This window comes from Paraburkholderia sp. BL10I2N1 (assembly GCF_004361815.1).
Taxonomy (GTDB): Bacteria; Pseudomonadota; Gammaproteobacteria; order Burkholderiales; family Burkholderiaceae; genus Paraburkholderia.
Genome location: NZ_SNWA01000002.1, coordinates 2,093,202 through 2,117,274, shown reverse-complemented (window position 1 = coordinate 2,117,274; position 24,073 = coordinate 2,093,202). Strand labels below are relative to the sequence as shown.

The 24,073-nt window shown below is 61.6% G+C and carries 17 protein-coding genes; 7 read left to right on the top strand and 10 right to left on the bottom strand.

The annotated features are described in order from the left end of the window. Positions 1–42: 42 nt before the first annotated feature. The 6 genes from B0G77_RS31655 to B0G77_RS31630 all read right to left on the bottom strand — a co-directional run bounded on the left by B0G77_RS31655 (position 43) and on the right by B0G77_RS31630 (position 4,549). Positions 43–315, bottom strand: a complete 273-nt coding sequence (locus B0G77_RS31655; RefSeq protein ID WP_133665814.1) for a succinate dehydrogenase assembly factor 2 — start codon at positions 313–315, stop codon at positions 43–45. 1 nt (position 316) lies between these two features. Continuing rightward, positions 317–1,021 carry a succinate dehydrogenase iron-sulfur subunit gene (locus B0G77_RS31650; protein WP_133665813.1) on the bottom strand — a complete coding sequence of 235 codons (705 nt, stop codon included), beginning with the start codon at positions 1,019–1,021 and terminating at the stop codon, positions 317–319. Between the two features lie 23 nt (positions 1,022–1,044). Next, a complete protein-coding gene (sdhA, locus tag B0G77_RS31645; protein WP_133665812.1) occupies positions 1,045–2,820 on the bottom strand; it encodes a succinate dehydrogenase flavoprotein subunit in 1,776 nt (591 codons plus the stop codon). Between the two features lie 4 nt (positions 2,821–2,824). Next, entirely contained in the window at positions 2,825–3,193 is a 369-nt protein-coding gene (gene sdhD / locus B0G77_RS31640; protein ID WP_133665811.1) for a succinate dehydrogenase, hydrophobic membrane anchor protein, read from the bottom strand. Positions 3,194–3,196: 3 nt separating this feature from the next. Next, positions 3,197–3,613 carry a succinate dehydrogenase, cytochrome b556 subunit gene (gene sdhC, locus B0G77_RS31635; RefSeq protein ID WP_133665810.1) on the bottom strand — a complete coding sequence of 139 codons (417 nt, stop codon included), beginning with the start codon at positions 3,611–3,613 and terminating at the stop codon, positions 3,197–3,199. Positions 3,614–3,760: 147 nt separating this feature from the next. Continuing rightward, complete coding sequence (locus B0G77_RS31630) at positions 3,761–4,549, bottom strand: GntR family transcriptional regulator (RefSeq protein WP_133665809.1); 789 nt, start codon at positions 4,547–4,549, stop codon at positions 3,761–3,763. Positions 4,550–5,041: 492 nt separating this feature from the next. Between B0G77_RS31630 and B0G77_RS31625 the strand changes: the two genes are divergently transcribed. The 6 genes from B0G77_RS31625 (at position 5,042) to acnA (ending at position 13,390) form a co-directional block, all read left to right on the top strand. After that, positions 5,042–6,025, top strand: coding sequence for a malate dehydrogenase (locus B0G77_RS31625; RefSeq protein ID WP_133665808.1), 984 nt, complete (start codon positions 5,042–5,044; stop codon positions 6,023–6,025). A gap of 213 nt (positions 6,026–6,238) precedes the next feature. Continuing rightward, positions 6,239–7,255, top strand: a complete 1,017-nt coding sequence (locus B0G77_RS31620; protein WP_133665807.1) for an aldolase/citrate lyase family protein — start codon at positions 6,239–6,241, stop codon at positions 7,253–7,255. Between the two features lie 126 nt (positions 7,256–7,381). Next, complete coding sequence (gene prpC / locus B0G77_RS31615) at positions 7,382–8,560, top strand: 2-methylcitrate synthase (RefSeq protein WP_133665806.1); 1,179 nt, start codon at positions 7,382–7,384, stop codon at positions 8,558–8,560. Between the two features lie 98 nt (positions 8,561–8,658). Next, positions 8,659–9,150, top strand: coding sequence for a hypothetical protein (locus tag B0G77_RS31610; RefSeq protein ID WP_133665805.1), 492 nt, complete (start codon positions 8,659–8,661; stop codon positions 9,148–9,150). Between the two features lie 23 nt (positions 9,151–9,173). Then, on the top strand, positions 9,174–10,625 hold the full coding sequence (locus B0G77_RS31605) for a bifunctional 2-methylcitrate dehydratase/aconitate hydratase (RefSeq protein WP_133665804.1): 1,452 nt from the start codon (positions 9,174–9,176) through the stop codon (positions 10,623–10,625). A 47-nt stretch (positions 10,626–10,672) separates the two neighbouring features. Continuing rightward, positions 10,673–13,390: an aconitate hydratase AcnA gene (gene acnA, locus B0G77_RS31600; RefSeq protein WP_133665803.1), complete on the top strand. Its 2,718-nt coding sequence runs from the start codon at positions 10,673–10,675 to the stop codon at positions 13,388–13,390. A 424-nt stretch (positions 13,391–13,814) separates the two neighbouring features. On the opposite strand, the gene B0G77_RS31595 is transcribed toward acnA, so the two are convergent. The 4 genes from B0G77_RS31595 to B0G77_RS31580 all read right to left on the bottom strand — a co-directional run bounded on the left by B0G77_RS31595 (position 13,815) and on the right by B0G77_RS31580 (position 22,470). Next, positions 13,815–14,570, bottom strand: coding sequence for a response regulator (locus B0G77_RS31595; protein ID WP_133665802.1), 756 nt, complete (start codon positions 14,568–14,570; stop codon positions 13,815–13,817). 16 nt (positions 14,571–14,586) lie between these two features. After that, a complete protein-coding gene (locus tag B0G77_RS31590) occupies positions 14,587–15,198 on the bottom strand; it encodes a response regulator transcription factor (protein WP_133665801.1) in 612 nt (203 codons plus the stop codon). 318 nt (positions 15,199–15,516) lie between these two features. After that, positions 15,517–16,605 (bottom strand): OmpA family protein, encoded by a 1,089-nt coding sequence (locus tag B0G77_RS31585; protein ID WP_133665800.1) that lies wholly within the window; start codon positions 16,603–16,605, stop codon positions 15,517–15,519. Between the two features lie 96 nt (positions 16,606–16,701). Next, positions 16,702–22,470 (bottom strand): ESPR-type extended signal peptide-containing protein, encoded by a 5,769-nt coding sequence (locus tag B0G77_RS31580; RefSeq protein ID WP_133665799.1) that lies wholly within the window; start codon positions 22,468–22,470, stop codon positions 16,702–16,704. 533 nt (positions 22,471–23,003) lie between these two features. Here B0G77_RS31580 and B0G77_RS31575 point away from each other — a divergent pair. Continuing rightward, complete coding sequence (locus B0G77_RS31575; protein WP_133665520.1) at positions 23,004–24,062, top strand: IS630 family transposase; 1,059 nt, start codon at positions 23,004–23,006, stop codon at positions 24,060–24,062. Positions 24,063–24,073: the final 11 nt, after the last annotated feature.

Sequence of the window (24,073 nt, the reverse complement as noted above, 5' to 3'; positions counted from 1 at the left end):
ATAATTGCACGCCTGGACACAACAACCCTGCGCGCGCGACACTCACACAACGCGCAGCAGCTCCAGCACCCGTTTGACGCCCGGGTCGGCAAGGTCGCCTTCCGGTTCCTTGCGCGCAAGCAGCAAGTCCATCAGGTCGTTATCGCTCAGCTCGAGCAGGCGCGTGAGCGCGCCCACATCGGCATCGCTGAGGTCATGCTCATATCGGCTGAAAAAACGTTCGAAGATCAGATCGTTTTCCAGCAAGCCGCGCCGCGCGCGCCAGCGAAGGCGCGCGCGGCGTAGAGGGTCGGACTGATGCGAGGATCCGTCCATCTCAGACAGCACGGCGAACCATCAATTCCTTGATCTTGCCAATCGCCTTCGTCGGGTTGAGGCCCTTCGGGCACACATCGACGCAGTTCATGATCGTATGGCAACGGAACAGACGGTAGGGATCTTCCAGGTTGTCGAGGCGTTCACCCGTCGCCTGATCGCGGCTGTCCGCGATGAAGCGATAGGCTTGCAACAGGCCGGCCGGACCGACGAATTTGTCCGGATTCCACCAGAAGCTCGGGCACGACGTCGAGCAGCTTGCACAGAGAATACACTCGTACAGGCCGTCTAGCTCGTCGCGTTCTTCCGGCGACTGCAGGCGTTCCTTTTCCGGCGGCGGCGTATCGTTGATCAGGTACGGCTTGATCGAGTGATACTGGTTGAAGAACTGCGTGAAGTCGCAGATCAGGTCACGCACGACGGGCAGGCCCGGCAGCGGACGCAGCACGATCTTCTGCGGCAGGTCGTTCAGGTTCGTCAGGCACGCAAGCCCGTTCTTGCCGTTGATGTTCATCGCGTCCGAACCGCACACGCCTTCACGGCACGAACGGCGGAACGACAGCGTCTCATCGACGGCTTTCAGCTTGATGAGTGCGTCGAGCAGCATGCGTTCATGCGAGTCGATCTCGATCTCGTACGTCTGCATGCGCGGCGCTGCGTCCTTGTCCGGGTCGTAGCGGTAGATTTCAAATGTTCGCTTGGCCATTTTTCAGGATCCTTAGACTTGGCTTAGAAGGTACGCGCTTTCGGCGGAACCGATTCGACGGTGAGCGGTTGCATGTGAACCGGCTTGTAGTCGAGGCGGTCGCCTTCGCTGAACCACAGCGTGTGGCGGAGCCAGTTTTCGTCATCGCGATGTTCGAAGTCGCTCTGTGCGTGCGCACCGCGGCTTTCCTTACGCGCTTCCGCCGATACCATCGTGGCGCGCGCCACTTCGATCAGGTTCGCCAGTTCGAGCGCTTCGACGCGTGCCGTGTTGAACACCTTCGACTTGTCCTTCAGGTAGACGTTGTCGACGCGTTCAGCCAGTTCGCGGATTTTCTCGACGCCTTCAGCCAGCAGTTTCGACGTACGGAACACGCCAGCGTGTGCCTGCATCGACGCGCGGATATCGCCCGCGATAACCTGCGTGTATTCGCCCGACGACGACTTTTCCAGCTTGTCGAGACGTGACAGCGCGAAATCGGCGGCGTCAAGCGGCAGCGGCTTGTGCTCCCTGATTTCCTTCACGTGCTTGACGATGTGGTTGCCGGCAGCGCGGCCGAACACCACCAGGTCGAGCAGCGAGTTCGTGCCCAGACGGTTCGCACCGTGGACCGACACGCACGAGCATTCGCCCACGGCGTAGAAGCCGTTGACCGGATCTTCGTGACCCTTCGACGTGCCCACAACCTGGCCGTGGATGTTCGTCGGAATGCCGCCCATCTGGTAGTGGATGGTCGGCACGACCGGGATCGGCTCCTTGATGCAGTCGACGTTCGCGAACTTCAGCGCGATTTCGCGGATCGACGGCAGACGCTTCATGATCGTCTCGGCGCCGATGTGCGACAGGTCGAGCAGCACGTGATCCTTGTTCGGACCCACACCGCGGCCTTCCTTGATTTCCTGGTCCATCGAACGCGACACGAAGTCACGCGGCGCCAGATCCTTCAGCGTCGGAGCGTAGCGCTCCATGAAGCGCTCGCCGTTCGCGTTACGCAGAATGCCGCCTTCGCCGCGCACGCCTTCGGTAATCAGCACGCCCGCGCCGGCCACGCCGGTCGGGTGGAATTGCCAGAATTCCATGTCCTGCAGCGCGATGCCCGAACGGGCTGCCATGCCGAGGCCGTCGCCGGTGTTGATGAACGCGTTCGTCGATGCCGCGAAGATCCGGCCCGCGCCGCCCGTGGCGAACAGCGTGGTCTTGCCTTCGAGGATATAGACGTCGCCGGTTTCCATTTCCAGCGCGGTGACGCCGAGCACGTCGCCATCGGCGTCGCGGATCAGGTCGAGCGCCATCCATTCGACGAAGAACTGCGTCTTCGCCGCAACGTTCTGCTGGTACAGCGTGTGCAGCAGCGCGTGACCGGTACGGTCAGCCGCCGCGCAGGCGCGTTGCACCGGCTTTTCGCCGTAGTTCGCAGTGTGGCCGCCGAACGGGCGCTGATAGATCGTGCCGTCCGCGTTACGGTCGAACGGCATGCCCATGTGTTCGAGCTCGTAGACGGCGTTCGGTGCTTCACGGCACATGAACTCGATCGCGTCCTGATCGCCGAGCCAGTCGGAACCCTTGATCGTGTCGTAGAAGTGATAGTGCCAGTTGTCTTCGCTCATGTTGCCAAGCGATGCGCCGATGCCGCCCTGCGCCGCGACCGTGTGCGAACGCGTCGGGAACACCTTCGACAGCACGCACACCGACAGACCCGCACGCGCGAGTTGCAGCGAAGCGCGCATCCCCGAGCCGCCTGCGCCGACGATGACCACGTCGAAACGGCGACGCGGCAGAGAATTCTTGATTGCAGCCATTCTTTTACACTCTCCAGAGAATCTGCGCAGCGTAGCCCGCACACGCGAGCAGCCAGACGATCGTCAGCGCCTGAAGGAACAGACGCATGCCAACGGGCTTCACATAGTCCATCCAGATATCGCGAATACCCACCCACGCGTGATAGAACAGCGAAAGCAGCGTGACGAACGTGGCGAGCTTCATCCATTGCGTGGCGAAGATCGACGCCCAGCCGTCATACGAAAAGTCGTGCGCGCCGAAGAACCAGACGAGCAGGATGACGGTATAGATCGCCATGATGGTGGCGGTAATGCGCTGCGCGAGCCAGTCGCGCAGGCCGTAATGCGCGCCGACAACAAGGCGCTTCGGGCCGATTCGGTTATTGGCTGCCATTTTTTAGAATGCTCCGAACAGTTTTGCCGCGAATGCGAGGGTGAGCAGCGACGATACGACGATGACCACGACGGAGGTCGACTTGCCCTTTTCCTTCGACACCGCATTGTGGTTGGTGTCCATCACGAGGTGACGGATGCCGGCGCAGAAATGGAACAGGAAAGCCCACGCGAGAACGAGCGTGATGAGTTTGACGACAATGTTGGAGAGGAAACCCTTGAAGACTTCGAAGCTGAGTTCGGAAGTCAGGCTTTGATCGAAGAGGTAAAGCAGGAACGGAAGGAAGATGAAAAGCAGCCCACCGCTAACGCGATGGAGAATCGACACACGTCCCGCTAGTGGGAGACGGTACGCCGTCAATATCTGCCCGATCCCGATGTTCCGGAATTCCGGCCTCGGTTTTTTTACGGCTTCAGCCATGCTAGACCCCTACTATGTAGTCACACTAATCCGCAATTTTAGCGCCTTTTTATATCGCGCTGCAGCGAAAAACCACTCAGGACTATTGCCGCACGTGCGATAGAGACGACTAAAGAAGGCATGCGCGACACGCGCAACGCCCTCGTCTCAACTCAAATCGTTCTGATAGTAATACCCGGTTGTGACATACCATCCGCGCCGTACTTCGACAGGGCGATCTCCATAGGTATACGACACCCGCTCCACAGACAGCAGGGGAAATCCAGCCGGCACATGCAGAAGGTCCGCCACACCGGGGTCAGCGGCGACCGCGCGGATCTTCTCGGATGCGCGAATCATGCGTGTCCCGAACTCCGTCTCGAACATCGCATAGAGCGGCCCCTTGTATTCCGAAAGACGCTCGAGCGTAAGCCCGCGGAACACCACGCCGGGCAGCCAGATCTCGTCGAGCACCGTGGTATCACCATCGAACTGCAGCAGTCGCTTGATCAGCACGACAGGATCGGCCGGCTTGAGGTCGAGCTGGCGCGCGATGTCCGCCGAGGCCCGCAAGCGGCGACACTCCAGCAACTGGCTGACGTGCGGATGTTCGACGCCATCATCAGCAAGCAATCTGAGGAAGCGAAACTGGGCCCGATCTTCGTTGTGCGTCGCAACAAAGGTGCCCTTACCCTGGCGGCGGACCAGCAGGTTATCGGCGGCCAGTTCATCGATGGCCTTGCGCACGGTACCCTGGCTCACCTTGTAACGCGCCGCAAGTTCGACTTCGCTGGGAATGATTTCGCCAGGCTTCCACTCACCGGACTCGAGGCTCTGCGTAATGAGCCCCTTGATCTGCTGATAGAGCGGACTGAAGGTCGGCGAGGGCGCGGGCGCGACTTCCCCAGCGCCCGCCGGGCCAATCGGATTCGCGGTGCTCGCCTGGTTCGAAGTCATGCGCGCATTTCATCATAAAGGCCAGTCCGTCGTCCAGATCTTTCCCCGCAATACTTATGTCTTATATAAGACATAAGATAATGTTGACTTTGCGTCACACGACTCCTACACTCCTTGTCGAGCAAGGGTTTGCGGGTTGTCCAGCAGTACTTTTTTCTGCCCGGATGCCACCTTCTGAAGGCCACCCTGTCGCACGCCGTCCCCTCATGCAGTCCAGGTTTCGATCCGCCCGTCAGCACTTCGCGAGACGCCTCCGGAACACGCTGTTGCAGGGCCCGCGTCATGGAGCGGCCATCGCAGCGTATCCCGTTTCCCGCTCGGCCGCACAGGCGCAGATTTTTCGCCATGGCGGCATCGCCGCAGCGCGCCTTCCGGTTTCCTTACGGCCCTCGCGCGCCGCGATTTCCGCCGTGTTTAACCACGCTTCGAGTAACGCGCATATAGAATGGCGTTTTCCCCTAGCGTCTAACGTATCGTCCTGGAGATTTCTCAATGGCTAAGCCCGCAAAGCGCGTTGCCGTCACTGGCGCCGCAGGTCAAATCGGTTACTCCCTGCTGTTCCGCATCGCCAATGGCGACATGCTCGGCAAGGACCAGCCGGTGATCCTGCAGTTGCTGGATCTGCCGCAAGCGCAAGCCGCCGTCAAAGGCGTCGTGATGGAACTCGAAGACTGCGCGTTCCCGCTGCTCGCGGGCGTCGTGGTTACTGACGATCCCAAGGTTGCCTTCAAGGATGCCGACGTCGCCCTGCTGGTCGGCGCCCGACCGCGCTCGAAGGGCATGGAACGTAAGGACCTGCTGTCGGCAAACGCCGAAATCTTCACCGTTCAGGGCAAGGCGCTGAACGAAGTGGCCAGCCGTGACATCAAGGTGCTGGTGGTCGGCAACCCGGCCAACACCAATGCCTACATCGCGATGAAGTCGGCGCCGGATCTGCCGAAGAAGAACTTCACGGCCATGCTGCGTCTGGACCACAACCGCGCGCTGTCGCAACTCGCAGTGAAGTCGGGCAAGCCGGTCGCTTCGATCGAAAAGCTCGCCGTGTGGGGCAACCATTCGCCGACGATGTACCCGGATTTCCGCGTTGCCACGGCAGAAGGTCAGGACCTGACCAAGCTGATCAACGACGAAGAATGGAACCGCAACGTGTTCATCCCGACCGTCGGCAAGCGCGGCGCGGCGATCATCGAAGCTCGCGGCCTGTCGTCGGCAGCGTCGGCGGCGAACGCGGCGATCGACCACGTGCGCGACTGGGTGCTCGGCACCAACGGCAAGTGGGTCACGATGGGCATTCCGTCGGATGGCTCGTATGGCATTCCGGAAGACATCATCTACGGCGTGCCGGTTACGTGCGAAAACGGCGCGTATAAGCGTGTCGAAGGCCTCGCCATCGACGCGTTCTCGCGCGAGAAGATGGACCACACGCTGAACGAACTGCTCGAAGAGCGTGACGGCGTCCAGCATCTGCTCGGCTAATCGCTGATGCAGACGAACCGGGGCTCCATTGCGCGAGGGGTTCCGGTTTTTCACGTGCGGATGCATGAAGTTCGCCTCGTTCATCGAGGCGCCTCCATGCCCCGCACCTGATCCGGGCGCGCTTTGCCTGCCTTGTGCCACCCATGGCGGCCAACACGTAGAGCGCGCCCGAATCAGTTTTTTCAACAGACACCCACGCCACTGACGCCGAAGATGCGCGCCCTCACCCCCGCCGAAGTGCTGTTTGACGGCGAAGCGCCGCCCGCTGTTCTGCCTGCCTGCGATCACTACGCCGGCAGCGAAAAGCTGATGCTGAAATCGCTGACGCTGCAGCAGGAACTGGGCCCGGTGTTCGACATCACGCTCGATTGCGAAGATGGCGCTCAGGTCGGTCGCGAAGCTGAGCATGCGGAACTGGTTGCGTCGCTGCTGGGCAGCGAACATGACCGTTTCGGCCGCGTCGGCGTGCGGATTCACGATTTCCGTCACGCGCACTGGCGCGACGACGTACGTCTCATCCTACGCGCCGCGAAGCGCGCGCCTGCGTACATCACCCTGCCGAAGATCCGCAGCGTCCCCGATGCCGCCGAAATGTGCGCTTTCATCGAAGCGGAGCGGCGCGAACTCGGTTTCGCGCAGGCTGTACCCGTTCAACTGCTGATCGAAACGCACGGTGCGCTCGCGCGCGTGTTCGACCTTGCTGCGTTGCCAAACGTCGAAGCGCTGAGCTTCGGGTTGATGGACTTCGTTTCCGCACACGACGGCGCGATTCCCGACACGGCGATGCGCTCGCCCGGCCAGTTCGACCATCCGCTCGTACGGCGCGCGAAGCTTGAAATTGCCGCGGCGTGTCACGCGTTCGGCAAGGTGCCGTCGCACAACGTCAGCACCGAGGTGCGCGACATGAGCGTGGTCGCGAACGATGCCACCCGGGCACGCAACGAGTTCGGCTACACGCGGATGTGGAGTATCCATCCGGCGCAGATTCCGGCGATCGTGGCGGCCTTCGCGCCACGCGATGAAGAGATCGCGACCGCCACCGAAATCCTGCTGGCCGCGCAGTCCGCACAGTGGGGCCCGACGCGCCATCGCGACACGCTGCACGACCGCGCGAGCTATCGCTACTACTGGTCGGTGCTGCGTCGCGCGCGCTCGACTGGCCGCGCAGTGCCTGCCGACGCTACGCCGCTCTTTTCGACATCCGTCGCAGGCGAGGGCGCAGCATCGTGAGCATGTTCACCGGGAACGCACTCGGCAAGACGACTTTTCGCAAGACCATCGCGGCCGCGAGGCCACGGGTAATCGACGCGCTGTTCAACCATAAGAAATGAGCGGGCACTCAGGAGATTGCTGGAGATGAGCGAGACGACGCGAGGCGCTGTGGCAGAGCAAGCCGGCACGGGCTTCAAACCGAAGAAATCCGTGGCGCTGTCGGGCGTGACAGCGGGCAATACGGCCCTGTGCACGGTCGGCAAGACCGGCAACGACCTGCACTATCGTGGCTACGACATTCTCGATCTCGCGACGACCTGCGAGTTCGAAGAAATCGCCTATCTGCTCGTACACGAGAAGCTGCCGACGCAGGCCGAACTCACCGCCTACAAGCAGAAGCTGAAGGCGCTGCGCGGCCTGCCCGCGAACCTGAAAGCTGCCCTCGAATGGATCCCGGCGTCGGCGCATCCGATGGATGTGATGCGTACCGGCGTCTCCGTGCTCGGCACCGTGCTGCCTGAGAAAGACGACCACAGCCTGCCCGGCGCGCGCGATATCGCCGACCGGCTGATGGCCTCGCTCGGCTCGATGCTGCTCTACTGGTATCACTACTCGCACAACGGCCGTCGCATCGAAGTCGAAACCGACGACGATTCGATTGGCGGCCACTTCCTGCATCTGCTGCACGGGGTCGAGCCGTCGAAGTCGTGGGTCGAAGCGATGCACACGTCGCTGAACCTCTACGCCGAACACGAATTCAATGCATCGACGTTCACCGGCCGCGTGATCGCGGGCACGGGCTCGGACATCTATTCGGCGATCACCGGCGCAATCGGTGCGCTGCGCGGCCCGAAGCACGGCGGCGCCAACGAAGCCGCGTTCGAGATCCAGTCGCGCTACCAGACGCCCGATGAGGCCGAAGCCGACATCCGCCGCCGCGTCGAGAACAAGGAAGTGGTGATCGGCTTCGGTCACCCGGTCTACACGATCTCCGATCCGCGCAACAAGGTGATCAAGGAAGTCGCTAAGAAGCTGTCGAAGGAAGCGGGCAACCTGAAGCTCTTCAACATTGCCGAGCGCCTCGAATCCGTGATGTGGGACGCGAAGAAGATGTTCCCGAACCTCGACTGGTTCAGCGCCGTCTCGTATCACATGATGGGTGTGCCGACCGCGATGTTCACGCCGCTCTTCGTCATCTCACGCACGTCCGGCTGGAGCGCGCACATCATCGAGCAGCGCATTGACAACAAGATCATCCGACCGAGTGCAAATTACACCGGACCGGAGAATTTGAGATTCGTGCCGCTAAATAGGAGAAAATAGCGTCCGCTGTGCGTTGTCGAAGCGCGTGCAGTTTGACCCTGGCGGCCGCCCGGCGCGCCGTCCACCGTTTAACTGATACTAGATAGAAGGGCTTTTCCATGAACAAACTGCTGATCGCCACCGTTGTTGGTGCACTGTCCACGACGATGCTGGTCGCGGCTCCCACCGCATTTGCACAGGACACGACCGGCGCGGCCAAGCCGAAGGCACCGGCCCCGAAACACCGCCTGATCAAGCGCAAACCCAAGGCCGCCACGGAAGCAAAGGCCGATCCGATCCCGGATGGCTCGGAAAAGTGGTCGTGTAACGAAGGCCTGTCGTTCGAAATGAAGGGCGACATGAAGCGCGACCAGGTCGTCACGGTTCACTGGGGCACGAAGAACTACAACCTGCCGCGTGAAACCACCACGACGGGCGCCGACCGCTTCCACGACGCCGCCAGCGGCATGGATTTGGTCGTCATCCCGACCAAGGCCATGCTGTTCTCGGACCATGACGGCTCGCGTCTCGCCGACGAGTGCAAAAGCGCCGCCATGCAGCAAGGCGCGCCGGCTCCGACGCAATCGAACCAGTTGAACAAGACAAACTGAGTCGTCTCCACCAGGAAGCCTCGATGTCCGCACTGATCTCCAATGTTCGGCCCGCTCCAGACAAAGTCCTCGTCGATATCGTCGACTATGTTCTGGGGTATCGGATCGACAGTCAGCTTGCGCTCGAAACCGCGCGCAACTGCCTGATCGACACGCTCGGCTGCGGACTCGAAGCGCTCACCTACCCTGCCTGCACCAAGCTGCTGGGACCAATCGTGCCAGGCACGATCGTCCCCAACGGCGCGAGGGTGCCAGGCACGTCGTTCCAGCTCGATCCGGTGCAGGCCGCCTTCAACATCGGCACGACGATCCGCTGGCTCGACTTCAACGATACATGGCTGGCCGCTGAATGGGGCCACCCGTCGGACAACCTCGGCGGCATCCTCGCCACCGCCGACTGGCTCTCGCGTACCGCCATCGCCGCCGGCAAAAAACCGCTGACGATGAAAGACGTCCTGATCGGCATGATCAAGGCGCACGAAATTCAGGGCTGTATCGCCCTCGAAAACTCGTTCAACAAGGTGGGCCTCGATCACGTGCTGCTGGTCAAGCTCGCTTCGACCGCCGTGGTGGGCCAGTTGATCGGGCTCTCGCGCGACGAGTTGATCAACGCGGTGTCGCTCGCGTTGGTCGATGGACATTCGCTGCGCACCTACCGTCACGCGCCGAATACGGGTTCGCGCAAGTCGTGGGCCGCGGGCGACGCGACCTCGCGCGCCGTACGACTCGCGCTGATCGCGAAGACCGGCGAGATGGGCTATCCGTCGGTGCTGACGGCAAAGACGTGGGGTTTCTACGACGTGCTCTTCAAGGGCAAGGCGTTTCAATTCCAACGCCCCTACGGCACGTACGTGATGGAAAACGTGCTGTTCAAGATCTCGTTCCCGGCCGAATTCCACGCGCAAACGGCCGTCGAAGCCGCGATGACGCTGCACGGCCAGCTCGCCGGGGCAGGCCGCACGGTCGAGGACATCAAAAAGATCACGATCCGCACACACGAGGCCGCGATCCGCATCATCGACAAGAAGGGGCCGCTGAACAACCCGGCTGACCGCGATCACTGCATCCAGTACATGATCGCCGTGCCGCTGATCCACGGCCGCCTGACGGCTGCGGATTATGAAGATTCAGTCGCCCGGGATCCGCGCATCGATGCACTGCGCAACAAGATGGAATGCATCGAAGACACGCAGTTCACGAAGGATTACCACGATCCGGAGAAGCGTTCGATCGCCAATGCAGTGACGGTCGAATTCAACGACGGTTCGAAGTTCGACGAAGTTGTCGTCGAATACCCGATCGGTCACAAGCGTCGCCGTGCCGACGGTATCCCGCTGCTGGTCGAGAAGTTCAGGACCAACCTCGCCCGTCGTTTCCCGGCGAAGCAGCAACAGGCGATTCTCGACGTTTCGCTCGATCAGGCAAAGCTTGAAGCAATGCCGGTCAACGAATATGTCGATCTGTATGTGATCTAGTTAGAAACGTAGCGAAGTCATTTCCTCGAAAACCCCAGGAAAAAACCATGGCACACAATCTCCACAAAACGCTCAAGGAATTCGACAGCGGTTCCGGCAAAGCCAAGTTCTATTCGCTGCCGCAGCTTGGTAAAGCACTGGACGTCAAGATCGATCGCCTGCCGGTTTCGATCCGCATCGTGCTGGAATCCGTGCTGCGTAACTACGACGGCAAGAAGATCGCCGAAGAACACATCGAGCAGCTCGCGAACTGGAAGCCGAATGCCGCACGCGTCGACGAAATCCCGTTCGTCGTGTCGCGCGTCGTGCTGCAGGACTTCACCGGCGTGCCGCTGCTCGCCGACATCGCCGCGATGCGCGGCGTTGCACAGCGCGTCGGCAAGAATCCGAAGTCGATCGAGCCGCTCGTGCCGGTCGACCTCGTCGTCGACCACTCGGTGCAGATCGACCACTTCCGCGAAAAGAACGCGCTCGACCTGAACATGAAACTGGAATTCCAGCGCAACAACGAGCGCTACCAGTTCATGAAGTGGGGCATGCAGGCATTCGACACGTTCAAGGTCGTGCCGCCGGGCGTCGGCATCGTTCACCAGGTGAACCTGGAATACCTCGCACGCGGCGTGCACAAGAAGGCTGAAGGCGAAGACACCGTGTACTACCCGGATTCGCTCGTCGGCACGGACAGCCACACGACGATGATCAACGGCATCGGCGTGGTCGGCTGGGGCGTGGGCGGTATCGAAGCTGAAGCCGGCATGCTCGGCCAGCCGGTGTACTTCCTGACGCCGGACGTCGTCGGCGTCGAACTGAAGGGCAAGCTGCGCGAAGGCGTAACGGCCACCGACCTGGTGCTGACCGTCACCGAACTCCTGCGCAAGGAGAAGGTCGTCGGCAAGTTCGTCGAGTTCTTCGGCGAAGGCACGAAGTCGCTGTCGTTGCCGGACCGCGCGACGATCGGCAACATGGCGCCGGAATACGGCGCAACGATGGGCTTCTTCCCGGTCGACGAAAAGACGATCGACTACTTCAAGGGCACGGGCCGCACCGACGCCGAAATCTCTGCCTTCGAAAGCTACTTCAAGGCACAGAAGCTGTTCGGCATTCCGAAGGCCGGCGACATCGACTACACGAAGGTCGTCACGCTCGACCTCGGCACGGTTGCACCGTCGCTGGCGGGCCCGAAACGTCCGCAAGACCGCATCGAAATCGGTAACGTGAAGTCGACCTTCAGCGACCTGTTCTCGAAGCCGGTCGGCGAAAACGGCTTCGCGAAGAAGCAGGCTGACCTCGAGGCGCAATACACGACGAGCAACGGTGTCGATGTGAAGAACGGCGACGTCCTGATTGCCGCAATCACGTCGTGCACAAACACGTCGAATCCGAGCGTGCTGCTGGCTGCGGGCCTGCTGGCCAAGAAGGCTGTGGAAGCCGGTCTGACGGTTGCACCGCACATCAAGACGTCGCTGGCTCCGGGATCGCGTATCGTCACCGAGTACCTGACGAAGACGGGCCTCTTGCCGTACCTCGACAAGCTCGGCTTCACGCTCGCCGCGTACGGCTGCACGACCTGTATCGGCAACGCAGGCGACCTCACGCCGGAACTGAACGAAGCGATCACGAAGAACGACATCGTCGCGGCCGCGGTGCTGTCTGGCAACCGTAACTTCGAAGCGCGCATTCACCCGAACATCCGCGCGAACTTCCTGGCTTCGCCGCCACTGGTCGTCGCTTACGCGATCGCCGGCAACATCACGCGCGACTTGATGACCGAGCCGGTCGGCAAGGGTAAGGGCGGCAAGGATATCTACCTGGGCGACATCTGGCCGACCAGCGAAGAAGTCAACGCGCTGCTCAAGTTCGCACTCGACGCCGACGCGTTCCGCAAGAACTACGCGCAGCTCACGAAGAAGGGCGACCTGTGGAGCAAGATCGAAGGCGAAGAAGGCCAGGTGTACGACTGGCCGAAGTCGACCTACATCGCTGAGCCGCCGTTCTTCGGCAAGGAGTTCTCGATGCAGCCGGCCGACAGCATTGCCGCGGTCAAGGGCGCGCGCGCGCTCGGCATCTTCGGTGACTCGGTGACGACCGACCACATCAGCCCGGCAGGCTCGATCAAGGAAGACTCGCCGGCAGGCAAGTGGCTCAAGGCAAACGGCGTGCAGAAGGCCGACTTCAACAGCTACGGCTCGCGCCGCGGCAACCACGACGTCATGATGCGCGGCACGTTTGCAAACGTCCGGATCAAGAACCTGATGATCCCGCCGAAGGCAGACGGCACGCGCGTCGAAGGCGGCCTGACGATTCACCAGCCCGACGGCGAACAGATGTTCATCTACGACGCCGCGATGAAGTACATCGCAGACGGCACGCCCACTGTCGTGTTCGCGGGTGAAGAGTACGGCACGGGCTCGTCGCGTGACTGGGCGGCCAAGGGTACGCAACTGTTGGGCGTGAAGGTCGTGGTCGCACGCAGCTTCGAGCGGATCCACCGTTCGAACCTCGTCGGCATGGGCGTGCTGCCGCTGCAGTTCAAGGGCTCGGACAGCGTCCAGTCACTCGGCATCACTGGCGAAGAAACGTACGACATCGAAGGCCTCGGCAGCGACTTCAAGCCGCAGCAGGAAGTGACGCTCGTGATCCACCGCAAGGATGGCAAGGAGCAACGCGTGCAGGTGCTGCTGCGTATCGATACGCCGATCGAAGTCGACTACTACAAGCACGGCGGGATCCTGCCGTTCGTGCTGCGCTCGCTGCTCGCAGCGTAAGCGTAAAACTGTTTTGCAGGTGCTGCGGCCCTTCAGGGCTGCAGCAATTTATGAAGCCCGACCCTGGTCGGGCTTTTTTTTTGTCTGCCGGAGACGAACGTTGATGTCAGTTGCCCTGGAACGCGTCGGGGATGTCGGTCACCCTGCGCTGCGTCAGCCGGGCGTTCCAGTCGCTGTCGTCGATTGGGGCGGGTTTATACGTGACCGCAGATGCGAGAGATTGCCGGGACGACAGATCAGCCCACTGCGCAGGCAGGTTACCTGGTCTGGACCGCTGCTCTTCTCCCGATGATCGCACGTGCGCCTGGATTGCCACGTCCCTGACCCGACCTGCGCCGCCGCGTTCCGAAAGGCGGAGGCAGATCGTGGAACGGAAATAGCTCCGGAATTGCCAGCCCGCCTTCGACCCGCGCAAGCAGCGGGTTCATAGTGCAACGCCGCGTTCGCTGACCTGCCGCATCAGCACCCTTAGCTGTTCCACCAGATCGTCCACCATGCTGGTCATGATTGCCTGCAAGGTCAAGTTGGCTTCTTCGAGCCCATTCATCAGTCCGTGCGCGCCGACAAGACCGGCAGCACCGCCAAGGCGATGCAACTGATCGCGTATGCCTTTGAGATCGTCCTTGCGACGAAAAAAGTCCAGTTGCGCCAGATCGTCTTCGACGGACTGACACCAGTCCCTCGCGAACGCTCGAAGATCGATACCGTGCGCCTCCAGCGCATCGAGCTCACTGAGATCGAACACGTCAGGTTGCACGCTCCGCGCATTTGCTGGGAGCGACAGAATCGTTGGCGATGCGTCGCCCGGGAGTAGTCGCCAGAGACAGCTTCGCAGCACATCGAGCGAGGCCGGCTTGATCACAACTGCGTCGAACGGCGAGTCGGGGCCCGCGTCAGCGTACTTCATGTCCTCTCGACCGGTCAGTAGTACGATCTGAATTGTCGACATTTCGCGTGCACGCCTCGCGAGTTCAGCACCGCTCATCTGAGGCATGTACAGATCTGTCATCAGCAGGTCGAAGCATCCATCCTTCAGCGTATCAAGCGCTTCGGCCGCGGAAGCGAGCGTCACGCAGGACAGGCCGAGACCTTCGAGCTGGCTTGCAAGGACCGCGCGGTTGATCGGATGGTCATCGACCACGAGAATACGCGCCGGCAATATCGGCAACGAGCTGGTCATGTATGTGCGCGCCCCGTCAGTCGATCAGCTTGTGAAGGGAGGCGAATTCGATCAGCGCAACCAGTGACGATAGCCCGAGCTTCTCCTGAATACGCGTCTTGTAAGTGCTGATCGTCTTGTCACTGACGGACAGGCGGACCGAGATCTCCTTGTTGCTCACGCCGCGCGCGAGATACTGAAGCACCTCCACTTCACGCGGCGACAGTCTGCTGAGTTCGCCGCCACCGCGCAACGTGCCGGCGATATCGGCGGGGAAGCAGTCGTAGCCGAAAAGGATCGTTTTCACTGCGGTCAGCAGTTCGCCGACCTCCCTGCCTTTTCCGACATAACCATTCGCGCCGGCAATGCGGGTATGACTGGCCATAACCTGCTCCGGTTTGGCGGAAAGAACCAGAATGCGGATTTTGTCATCCTGCGAACGAACGCGCCGGATCAGCGAAAGACCATCAAGACGCGGCAGGTCAAGATCGAGAATGATGAGATCCGGCTTTTCAGCCAGAGCGATTTTCAGACCGCTCTCACCGTCTCCAGCTTCACCGATCACCTGCAGTTCTGCATCTGCGCTCAGAACGCGGGACAAGGTTCCGCGAACAATCGGATGATCGTCGACAACAGCGATTCTTTTCATTTGTCTGTCTACTTGCTCGAATACCGGTGGCCTGGATTCCTTTCACTGCTAATACGGAGACCTTATTACATCGCTTGATACTAACAGGCACAACCGCGAGTGACCCACCTCGAATTGTAGGATTTTTCTCTTTTTATGTATGATTATCCCTACGGCCGCGAACGCAATTCAGGATTGAAGACTTGCATTTAATTTTTTAACTTCAATAAATCATTCTGAATATCTGATAGATCCTAAAGTCCACGCCTGGCGTCCGAAACATCAGTTGAACTGCGGTTCGATCGCCCGGCACACCGTGCCAGGCGATCCCCTGTCACACTACTGTGGCGATGTCTGAGCTGACGATCGCGATGCCGACGTCGCCGCGTGCCCCCGGCGCTCGAAGTCCAGCTCCACACGACGATTGGGTTCAAGGCACTCGATCAGCGCCTCGCGGTTTCGATCGTTACATTGGACGATCGGGCGATCTTTCCCGTAGCCGTCTGCGCTCATCGGGATCGTGATACCCCTGCTTTGCAGATAGCCCATCACCGTTTCGGCACGCTTTCTGGACAACGAGCGGTTGTAGCTGTCACTGCCGAGACGGTCCGTGTAACCTTGGATGCGGATAGCCGTCACGTCATCGACCTTCTTCAGATCGCCGGCGAGCCGCTCGAGCTTCGCCTGGCCCGCTGGCAGCATGCCGGCCAGGTCGCCACGGTTGAAACGGAATGTGGCGTCGCCCTGCAACGTCATCTTTTCGGGAACGCGTACGACCAGTGGCTCCGGCACCTTGCAGGCAACAAGTGCGGCGGCGATGCCCGGCATGCCTTTCTTCACGCCATCGACAATGCGCTGGCTGGCGTCGAAATTACGCGTCCAGGCTTCGTGCCCGGCGTGAATGAGTTCGACTTCCGAGCACGCCGTCAGGCGCTGTGCTTCCGCGCAGGTCGGAAACGCCGGCGACGTCTTCGCGGCGAGGATCTGCTTCCACAGATCCGGGCGCACCGTGGCGGCCGTCCGGAGATCGGGGTTGTCGACCTGGAATCCGTTACCCGTTTCGAGTGCCGACGTCATCCGGTTGGCCTCTCGCAACGCCTCTTCGACGAAGCCCCAGCCATCGTGCCGCCTACGCTCGTCGCGGGCCGCGTCGAGCCAGCACTGCGCCTTCTGGCCGAAATAGTTGTCCTTGCGCGTACCTAGCGCGTTCAAACGCTTTTGCACGTCGTTCAGCATGGCGCCGTTTTGCGCGCCGCCGTACGTCGCAATCCATTCCGGCGTGGCAGCGCCGGCAAGACGATCCTGCGTCGCGCCGAATCCGTTCTGCAGGACCGTGGGGTCCTGAATCTGGAGACGGTCGCGCGTCACGGTCGAAGAACAGCCCGCGACCACCGCGGCAAGCGCGATCGCGATCAGTGAATACCTCATGTGTGTCTTCCATCAGAGATGGGGCGCACGGAAAATTGCCGTGCGCCCCGTGCCAGCTAACGTCTCAAGTTACCGGGAGCGACCTGCAGCCGCCGCTCAGCTGCCAAGCACAATGCCGAGGCCGGCGCGGACGATCGTGCTGTTACCACCGGCGCTCGACACGCCGAGGTTGTAGTTGACCGTCCCCTTCTCGTTCCAGCGCGATACGCCGATCCCGAGTGCCGCCTGGCCTCGATAGCCGGCGACACCCGCGTTAAGCGTCGTGCGGCCGGGCAGATACGGCGTGACGATGTTCAGTGCTGCGGACGACGCAATCCCGCGGCGGAAGTCGCGGTCCATATCGTGCATGGACTGGTAGACACCGTTAATCGCACTGCTCATCTGACCGACGTTGACGGCGTCTGTGGGCGTTGTGCCTGCCGCCACATTGGTGATCTGACGCTCCGCGCCAGCGGCCCCCATCGAGACGGAGTTGTCGCGATCCGCGACCGAGTTCGCGCCGAGCGCTACGGAATTCGACGCTGGCGCTGACGATCCGGCACCCAACGCCACCGAATGATCACCGCTCGTCGACGTGCCGGCGCCGATCGCGATCGCCGCCGCGCCGGGCGCCGACGCGCCGTTGCCGATCGCGATCGAATCCGTACCGCTCGCGGACGCTGGCGTACCGCCTGACGGGTCGCTGCTGCTGCCGATACTGATGTACGTGTTGCCGGTGCCGGCTGCGATGTTGTCCACTGCGCTCTGCAGGCTGGAGAACTGCGAGAAATTGACGGCATCGTTGGCTTCGGTGCCGGCCGCAACGTTGGTCAGCTTCACGGGGTCGTGACCGGCGCCGCCCAGCGTCACGACGTTCTGGCTGGCGTCGTCGTATTGAACCGCGTTCGGACCCACGGCACCATTTCCGTCATTGCCACCATTGCCTCCATTCCCGCTGCCGGCGTAAGTGGCGACATACGACTCCATCTGGCTGAGGTTGACCGCATCGAACGCATCCGTGCCCGCGGCGACGTTCTTCAACTGGGTCGGCGTCCCACCCGGGTTGAATGTCACCGCGCCCTTCGACAGATCGTCATAAGTGACAAAGGCATTGGTGCTGGCGCCAGTCTCCGGATCGACGGTGAGACCGGCGGCCTTCAGCTGCCTGAGATTGACCGCGTCCGTGTCCGCGGTTGCATCAGCGACGTTCGTCAGCACGACTTCACCAGGGGCGTCTTTGCCGAGCGTCAGCCTGTCATGCGCGGAGGTGTCGTACAGTACGGCGTCCGGCGAACCTCCCGCCGACGCAGCGTCGAGGGCTGAGCCCAGATCCTCGTATGTCCGTCCGCCGACCTTGTAGGACGGAGGCTTGATCGTGCCGTCGCCGTTCACATCCGCGCCGCCACCGAGCGCCGCTGTCACGCCCTTCAACTGGGCCACGTTGACCGCATCATGGTCCGCCGTACCGGCCGCCACGTTGACGATCTGGCGTTGCAGCATGGCGCTGCCGACCGAGACCGTATCGGCACGATCCGCGACCGAACCGGCGCCAAGCGCAACCGCGTTGCTCACGTTCGCGGAAGCGTTGGCGCCCAGCGCGACCGAAGTGTCCGCCGTCGCGTTGGCATTGCCGCCGATCGCGACCGCTTCCGTGCCAGTTGCCGACGAATCCTCCAGCGTCGAATTGGCGTGGAAATACTTCACGCCCGCGCCGCCATTGCTGATGTTGTTCACCGTGTTGGTGAGATTGGTGACATCGCCGGCGACGTTGGCGACGTTCTGGTTGGTCTCGTAGAGCTGCGAGCCATTGACCGCGTCCGTGCTGCCCGCATTCAGCTTCGCGGCCGACAGCCCGGTGATGCTCGTGCCGCCTGCGCCTTTCAGCGTAATCGTGCCTTTCGACGCGTCGTCATAGGCAACGAACGCGTTCGTTGCCTTGCCGCTGTCGTCGAGGTCTGCGCCCATCGCCTTCAGCTGGCTGACGTTCACCGCGTCGGTGTCAGTCTTGCCTGCTGCAAGGTTCGTCAGCGTGACCGGGGTAGATGCACCGACACCGCCGAAGGTCACCTTGTCGTGCAACGATGTGTCGTACTTCACGCCGTCCATCGCGCCAGAAGCAGCTTTCGAATCGACGGCGACAAGTGCTGCGCCGACGTCCGAATAGGGCGTGCCGTCGATCGTGTACGTCGGCAGCCGGATCGTGCCGTCGGCGTTCACACCCGCACCACCGCCCAAGGCCTCTGTCATACCGCTCAGCTGGCCAACGTTCACGGCGTCGGTATCCGTCGTGCCTGCCGCAAGGTTGACAAGCTGGCGCTGCGCGGCGCTGCTGCCAACAGATATTGTGTTGGCACGGTCTGCGATCGAATTGGCCCCGAGCGCAACCGCACCCACCGCGCTAGCTGTTGAGCTGGCGCCGAGTGCCATTGCATTGGTCGCCGCCGCGGTAACGAATACGTTCGTGCCGATCCCCGCGGAGTTTTCACCCAGCACGTTGCTGCTGGAACCAATCGCGACCGTGTTGACGCCCTCTGACTTCGCATAACTGCCGATCGCGACGCCGTTTGTGGCATAGGCACCGCTCGTGGCGTTCGCGCCGATCACAGTCGTACCTTGCGCAATCGCACCTGCGCCTGCGCCGACGGCTGTCGCGTCCAGGCTCATTGCGCTGGAGGCCGCGCCGATGGTCGTCGAATTCACGCCGAACGCGGAGGCCACGGGGCCGATTGCCATCGCGTTCGTGGTGTCCGGCGCCGCATAGGTCGCGGCCCCTTGCGTGACACTGTCGCTGACTGCGATATAGCTTGTCACCGGTGGAGTAGCGAAGATAGATGCATCCATTGGGGCCGCGAGAGCCTCCATTGGGGCCGCGAGAGCCATTTGCGCTGACGTTGGAGCAATATTGGTCAGTTCCGCCGCCAACTGCTTTTGCATTGCCGTGAGCTGACCTACAGTGGCCACATCGGTCTCAATCTTGCCGTCCGCCACGTTGGTGATTCGCCTCTCGTTGCCCGGCCCCCCAAATGACACCGTATTCGCCTCCGATGTGGACGAATTTGTGCCGATGGCAATCGAATTGTCGAAGAGAGCGCGCGCGCCTGTACCGATAGCCACTGACCCGGAGTGGGTCGCCAATGAACCACCGCCGATCGCGATCGCATTGTCGCCGGATGCAACAGTCTGGCTGAACGTCGATGTCACCTTGACGTACTTCGTCGCATAATCCAAGGCAGAGCCAACGTCTGAGAACGTCTGCAGTCCAATCACATAAGCTGGAATTGTGACGTTGCCGGATATGTCAACCGTTGAACCGCCGCCAAGTGCGGCCGCTACGGTGCTGGCCGTGTTGTAAAGCTGCGAACCGTTAATTGCGTCCTTGCTGCCTGCCGATACCTGCCCCGGGGCGAGGTTCGTCAGGGTCACAGGGGTGGTTGTGCCGATGCCGCCGAACGTCACCCTGTCATGCACCGGTGTGTCGTATTGGACGCCATCTGCGGAACCCGTCCCGGCCTTCGCATTGACCGCCGTCAGTGCTGCGCCGACATCGTTATACGTGTTCCCGTCGAGCGTGTACGCGGGCTTCGTGATCCTGCCATCCGCGCCGACCGTCGAGGCGCCGCCCAGGGCGTCCGCCACGCTGCTGGCCGTGTTGTACAGTTGCGAACCGTTGACCACGTCCGTGCTGCTCGCGTTCACTGTCGCGGCCGACACGCCGGTGATCCTCGTGCCGCCTGCGCCCTTCAGCGTAACCGTGCCTTTCGACGCGTCGTCGTAGGCAACGAACGCGTTCGTTGCCTTGCCGCTGTCGTCGAGGTCTGCGCCCATCGCCTTCAGCTGGCTGACGTTCACCGCGTCGGTGTCGGCCTTGCCTGCTGCAAGGTTCGTCAGCGTGACCGGAGTCGCGGCACCGGCGCCGCCGAAGGTCACCCTGTCATGTGCCGGTGTGTCATATTTCACGCCGTCCACCGCGCCAGAAGCAGCTTTCGCATCGACGGCGGCGAGTGCAGCGCCCACATCGTTATACGTGTTCCCGTCGAGCGTGTACGCGGGCTTCGTGATCCTGCCATCCGCGCCGACCGTCGAGGCACCGCCCAGGGCGTCCGCCACGCTGCTGGCCGTGTTGTACAGTTGCGAACCGTTGACCGCGTCCGTGCTGCCCGCGTTCACTGCCGCAGCCGACAGGCCGGTGATCCTCGTGCCGCCTGCGCCCTTCAGCGTAACCGTGCCTTTCGACGCGTCGTCGTAGGCAACGAACGCGTTCGTTGCCTTGCCGCTGTCGTCGAGGTCTGCGCCCATCGCCTTCAGCTGGCTGACGTTCACCGCATCGGTGTCGGCCTTGCCTGCTGCAAGGTTCGTCAGCGTGACCGGAGTCGCGGCGCCGACGCCGCCGAAGGTCACCCTGTCATGTGCCGGTGTGTCATATTTCACGCCGTCCACCGCGCCAGAAGCAGCTTTCGCATCGACGGCGGCGAGTGCAGCGCCCACATCGTTATACGTGTTGCCATCGAGCGTGTACGCGGGCTTCGTGATCCTGCCATCCGCGCCGACCGTCGAAGCGCCGCCCAGTGCGTCCGCCACGCTGCTGGCCGTGTTGTACAGTTGCGAACCGTTGACCACGTCCGTGCTGCTCGCGTTCACTGTCGCGGCCGACAGGCCGGTGATCCTCGTGCCGCCTGCGCCCTTCAGCGTAACCGTGCCTTTCGACGCGTCGTCGTAGGCAACGAACGCGTTCGTTGCCTTGCCGCTGTCGTCGAGGTCTGCGCCCATCGCCTTCAGCTGGCTGACGTTCACCGCGTCGGTGTCGGCCTTGCCTGCTGCAAGGTTCGTCAGCGTGACCGGAGTCGCGGCACCGACGCCGCCGAAGGTCACCCGGTCGTGTGCCGAAGTGTCATACGCCACCGCGTCAGGTGACCCGCCACCCGACGCCCCTGCAATAGCAGCATTCAACTGGTTGAGGTTGACCGCGTCCGTGCCCGCGGTACCTTCGGCCACATTGATGATCTGACGCTGCGACGTTGTCGTACCTACCGATACCGCATTCGTGCGACCGGCGATCGAACCGGCTCCAAGCGCAACCGATCCCGCGTTGACCGCATTGGCACCTGCGCCGATCGCAACCGCCTGAGCAGACATCGCACTGGCATTGGCTCCCAGCGCCACTGATTCGGTTGCGAGAGCGCTCGCTCCGCGCCCCACTGCTGTCGAGTTAGTACCGCTTGCCGACGCCCATGGACCGGCCGCGACCGAGTCGCCGCCGTCGGCACGCGCATCGCTTTGCGGCACGTCCTGTAGCGAATTCGCGTGAAAGTACCGCGTGCGCTGGTTCAGTTGCCCAAGGTTGACGGCATCCTTATCGCTCGTGCCGTCAGCGAGATTGGCGATGCCGGTGCCGCTCATGTCGGCACCGGCCTGGAAAGTGGCGGTGCCGGTCGTGGTCGTCGCGCCACGCAGCGTGATTCCGGCCGGACCGTAGAGGGTGATTGAACCCGCATCGCTGCTGGCCAGCTTGCCGACCATGATGTATGCCGTCGAGCCGTTCACGTCGTTGTTGCCCGAGTTTTCCTCCTCAATGATGACCCCACTGCCTCCGCCGCAATTGGCGCCCCCGAGACTGCCTGTCGTGCCTCCCCACTTCGTGCCGTCCCATGCCTTGCCGGTACCTGCGTCCACCCACTGACTGCTGGCCGCCTCGGTCCCGTCGCCCGAACAGTTAACGATCGACCCGGCAAACACCGCCGGCGCAAACGACACCGCTCCTGCGCCCAGCACAACCGCAGCCGCGCGCCCGCGTTTCGCAGATCCTTTCCGTTTGGCCTTGCTCAATTCGGATACGGCCACCCACGCGCCCACCGCTTCATTCCAGACAGACTTATGTATGTTGTTCATCGCCCTTTACAACCTCAAAAAATGCCAGTGAATTTCGTGTTCTTCTGCAACGTGCGACCTGTTCCGCAGAGTCCGCTACCCGGAACCAGATATGACTACTGCTTCGAGGAGTCTTGACACACCGGCAAGCCGTTTTATCGCACGACAAATCTATCCATCGATCCATCCCGTTTAAATCGGAATGTCCTGAAGTGACGTAGGAATGTTCTCGAATAATTGCCCGCAATTCCGTCGGCAAGAAAAAAGCGGTTGTAAAACATTGCTTTCGTTAATACGATTAGCATCCCGTAGCAGTCAGCACGAATATTGTGATAGACAACGCAGCTTGACGACGGATGGGGGGAAGACCAATTCGCCAGACTGAACATCCGTCATTGACGCAGATAGACCCTGATACGAGGGCGACCTGACCGTTTACCGTGCAGCATAGCGTCCACATCATTCGCGTTGACGCGGTCACTCCGGTTCGTTAAGTTTGTCTGGCCAGACTACTAGTCCATTGAACCAATGAAATTGCACCGATCTAAAGGTGCATGAACAAAATGAATCTGAGTGAAGTCGAGCGGGAAGAACTGCTGTCGATGCAGCGCAGCCGAACGATGGCCGTTGGCCAGGTGAGGCGAGCGCGGCTGATCCTGCTGCTCGACGAAGGGGCCTCGCGCGGGTCGATCATGAATGAGTTGCGATGCGATTCGCGTTTCATCTCGACATGGCAAACCCGCTTCGCCAGTGAGCGTCTGGCGGGCCTGTGCGGCAGGCACCCAGGTCGTGCGCCGCGCCGGGATCTGGCGCGTCTTGAGGCGAGAGTGCTCGACTATACGCTGCGACGCAAACCGGCCGACGGCTCGACGCACTGGAGCAGCCGCAGACTGGCCGCGCAACTGGGCGTGCCTTTCATGACGGTACAACGTATCTGGCGCAAGCACGACATCCGGCCGCATCGTCTCGATACCCACATGGTGTCCAACGATCCCGACTTTGAGGCCAAGGCTGCCGATGTGATCGGCCTGTACCTGAACCCGCCGTTGCATGCGGTGGTGTTCTGCGTGGACGAGAAAACGGCCATTCAGGCGCTTGATCGCAAAGATCGCATGTTGCCGCTCTCGCCCGGGCGCGCCGAGAGTCATGGCTTCGAATACAAACGCAATGGCACCCTGAGCCTGTTTGCGGCGTTGAATGTGGCCACTGGCGAAGTGCTGGGCAAGACTGCCCCACGCCATACCAGTGCCCAGTTCGTCGCGTTCCTCACCGAGGTGGTAGCGGCACAACCAGCCGGACAGGAGATTCACGTGATCTGCGACAACGTGAGCAGCCACAAAACCGACGCCGTTGAAACCTTTCTGGCTGATCATACGAACGTCTCGATCCATTACACCCCCACGTATTCGTCATGGCTGAATCAGGTCGAGAACTGGTTTGCCCGCATCCAGCGCGACGTCATCACGCGTGGGGTATTCAACAGCACCAGAGATCTCGACAAAAAGCTCATGCGCTACATCCGCCAATACAACAAACAGGCTGCCCCATTGAAATGGAAGTATTCCGATCCAACTCGACGCATCCGGTGCAATTCATCCGGTTCAATGGACTAGTCGAGCCGTGA

Bases quoted from the DNA above. Each gene is read 5' to 3' on its own strand.
- B0G77_RS31655 (WP_133665814.1), bottom strand. From the start codon at position 315: ATGGACGGATCCTCGCATCAGTCCGACCCTCTACGCCGCGCGCGCCTT.
- sdhA (WP_133665812.1), bottom strand. From the start codon at position 2,820: ATGGCTGCAATCAAGAATTCTCTGCCGCGTCGCCGTTTCGACGTGGTC.
- prpC (WP_133665806.1), top strand. From the start codon at position 7,382: ATGAGCGAGACGACGCGAGGCGCTGTGGCAGAGCAAGCCGGCACGGGC.
- sdhC (WP_133665810.1), bottom strand. From the start codon at position 3,613: ATGGCTGAAGCCGTAAAAAAACCGAGGCCGGAATTCCGGAACATCGGG.
- acnA (WP_133665803.1), top strand. From the start codon at position 10,673: ATGGCACACAATCTCCACAAAACGCTCAAGGAATTCGACAGCGGTTCC.
- B0G77_RS31625 (WP_133665808.1), top strand. From the start codon at position 5,042: ATGGCTAAGCCCGCAAAGCGCGTTGCCGTCACTGGCGCCGCAGGTCAA.
- sdhD (WP_133665811.1), bottom strand. From the start codon at position 3,193: ATGGCAGCCAATAACCGAATCGGCCCGAAGCGCCTTGTTGTCGGCGCG.
- B0G77_RS31650 (WP_133665813.1), bottom strand. From the start codon at position 1,021: ATGGCCAAGCGAACATTTGAAATCTACCGCTACGACCCGGACAAGGAC.
- B0G77_RS31590 (WP_133665801.1), bottom strand. From the start codon at position 15,198: ATGAAAAGAATCGCTGTTGTCGACGATCATCCGATTGTTCGCGGAACC.
- B0G77_RS31575 (WP_133665520.1), top strand. From the start codon at position 23,004: ATGAACAAAATGAATCTGAGTGAAGTCGAGCGGGAAGAACTGCTGTCG.
- B0G77_RS31610 (WP_133665805.1), top strand. From the start codon at position 8,659: ATGAACAAACTGCTGATCGCCACCGTTGTTGGTGCACTGTCCACGACG.
- B0G77_RS31620 (WP_133665807.1), top strand. From the start codon at position 6,239: ATGCGCGCCCTCACCCCCGCCGAAGTGCTGTTTGACGGCGAAGCGCCG.
- B0G77_RS31585 (WP_133665800.1), bottom strand. From the start codon at position 16,605: ATGAGGTATTCACTGATCGCGATCGCGCTTGCCGCGGTGGTCGCGGGC.
- B0G77_RS31630 (WP_133665809.1), bottom strand. From the start codon at position 4,549: ATGACTTCGAACCAGGCGAGCACCGCGAATCCGATTGGCCCGGCGGGC.
- B0G77_RS31605 (WP_133665804.1), top strand. From the start codon at position 9,174: ATGTCCGCACTGATCTCCAATGTTCGGCCCGCTCCAGACAAAGTCCTC.
- B0G77_RS31595 (WP_133665802.1), bottom strand. From the start codon at position 14,570: ATGACCAGCTCGTTGCCGATATTGCCGGCGCGTATTCTCGTGGTCGAT.
- B0G77_RS31580 (WP_133665799.1), bottom strand. From the start codon at position 22,470: ATGAACAACATACATAAGTCTGTCTGGAATGAAGCGGTGGGCGCGTGG.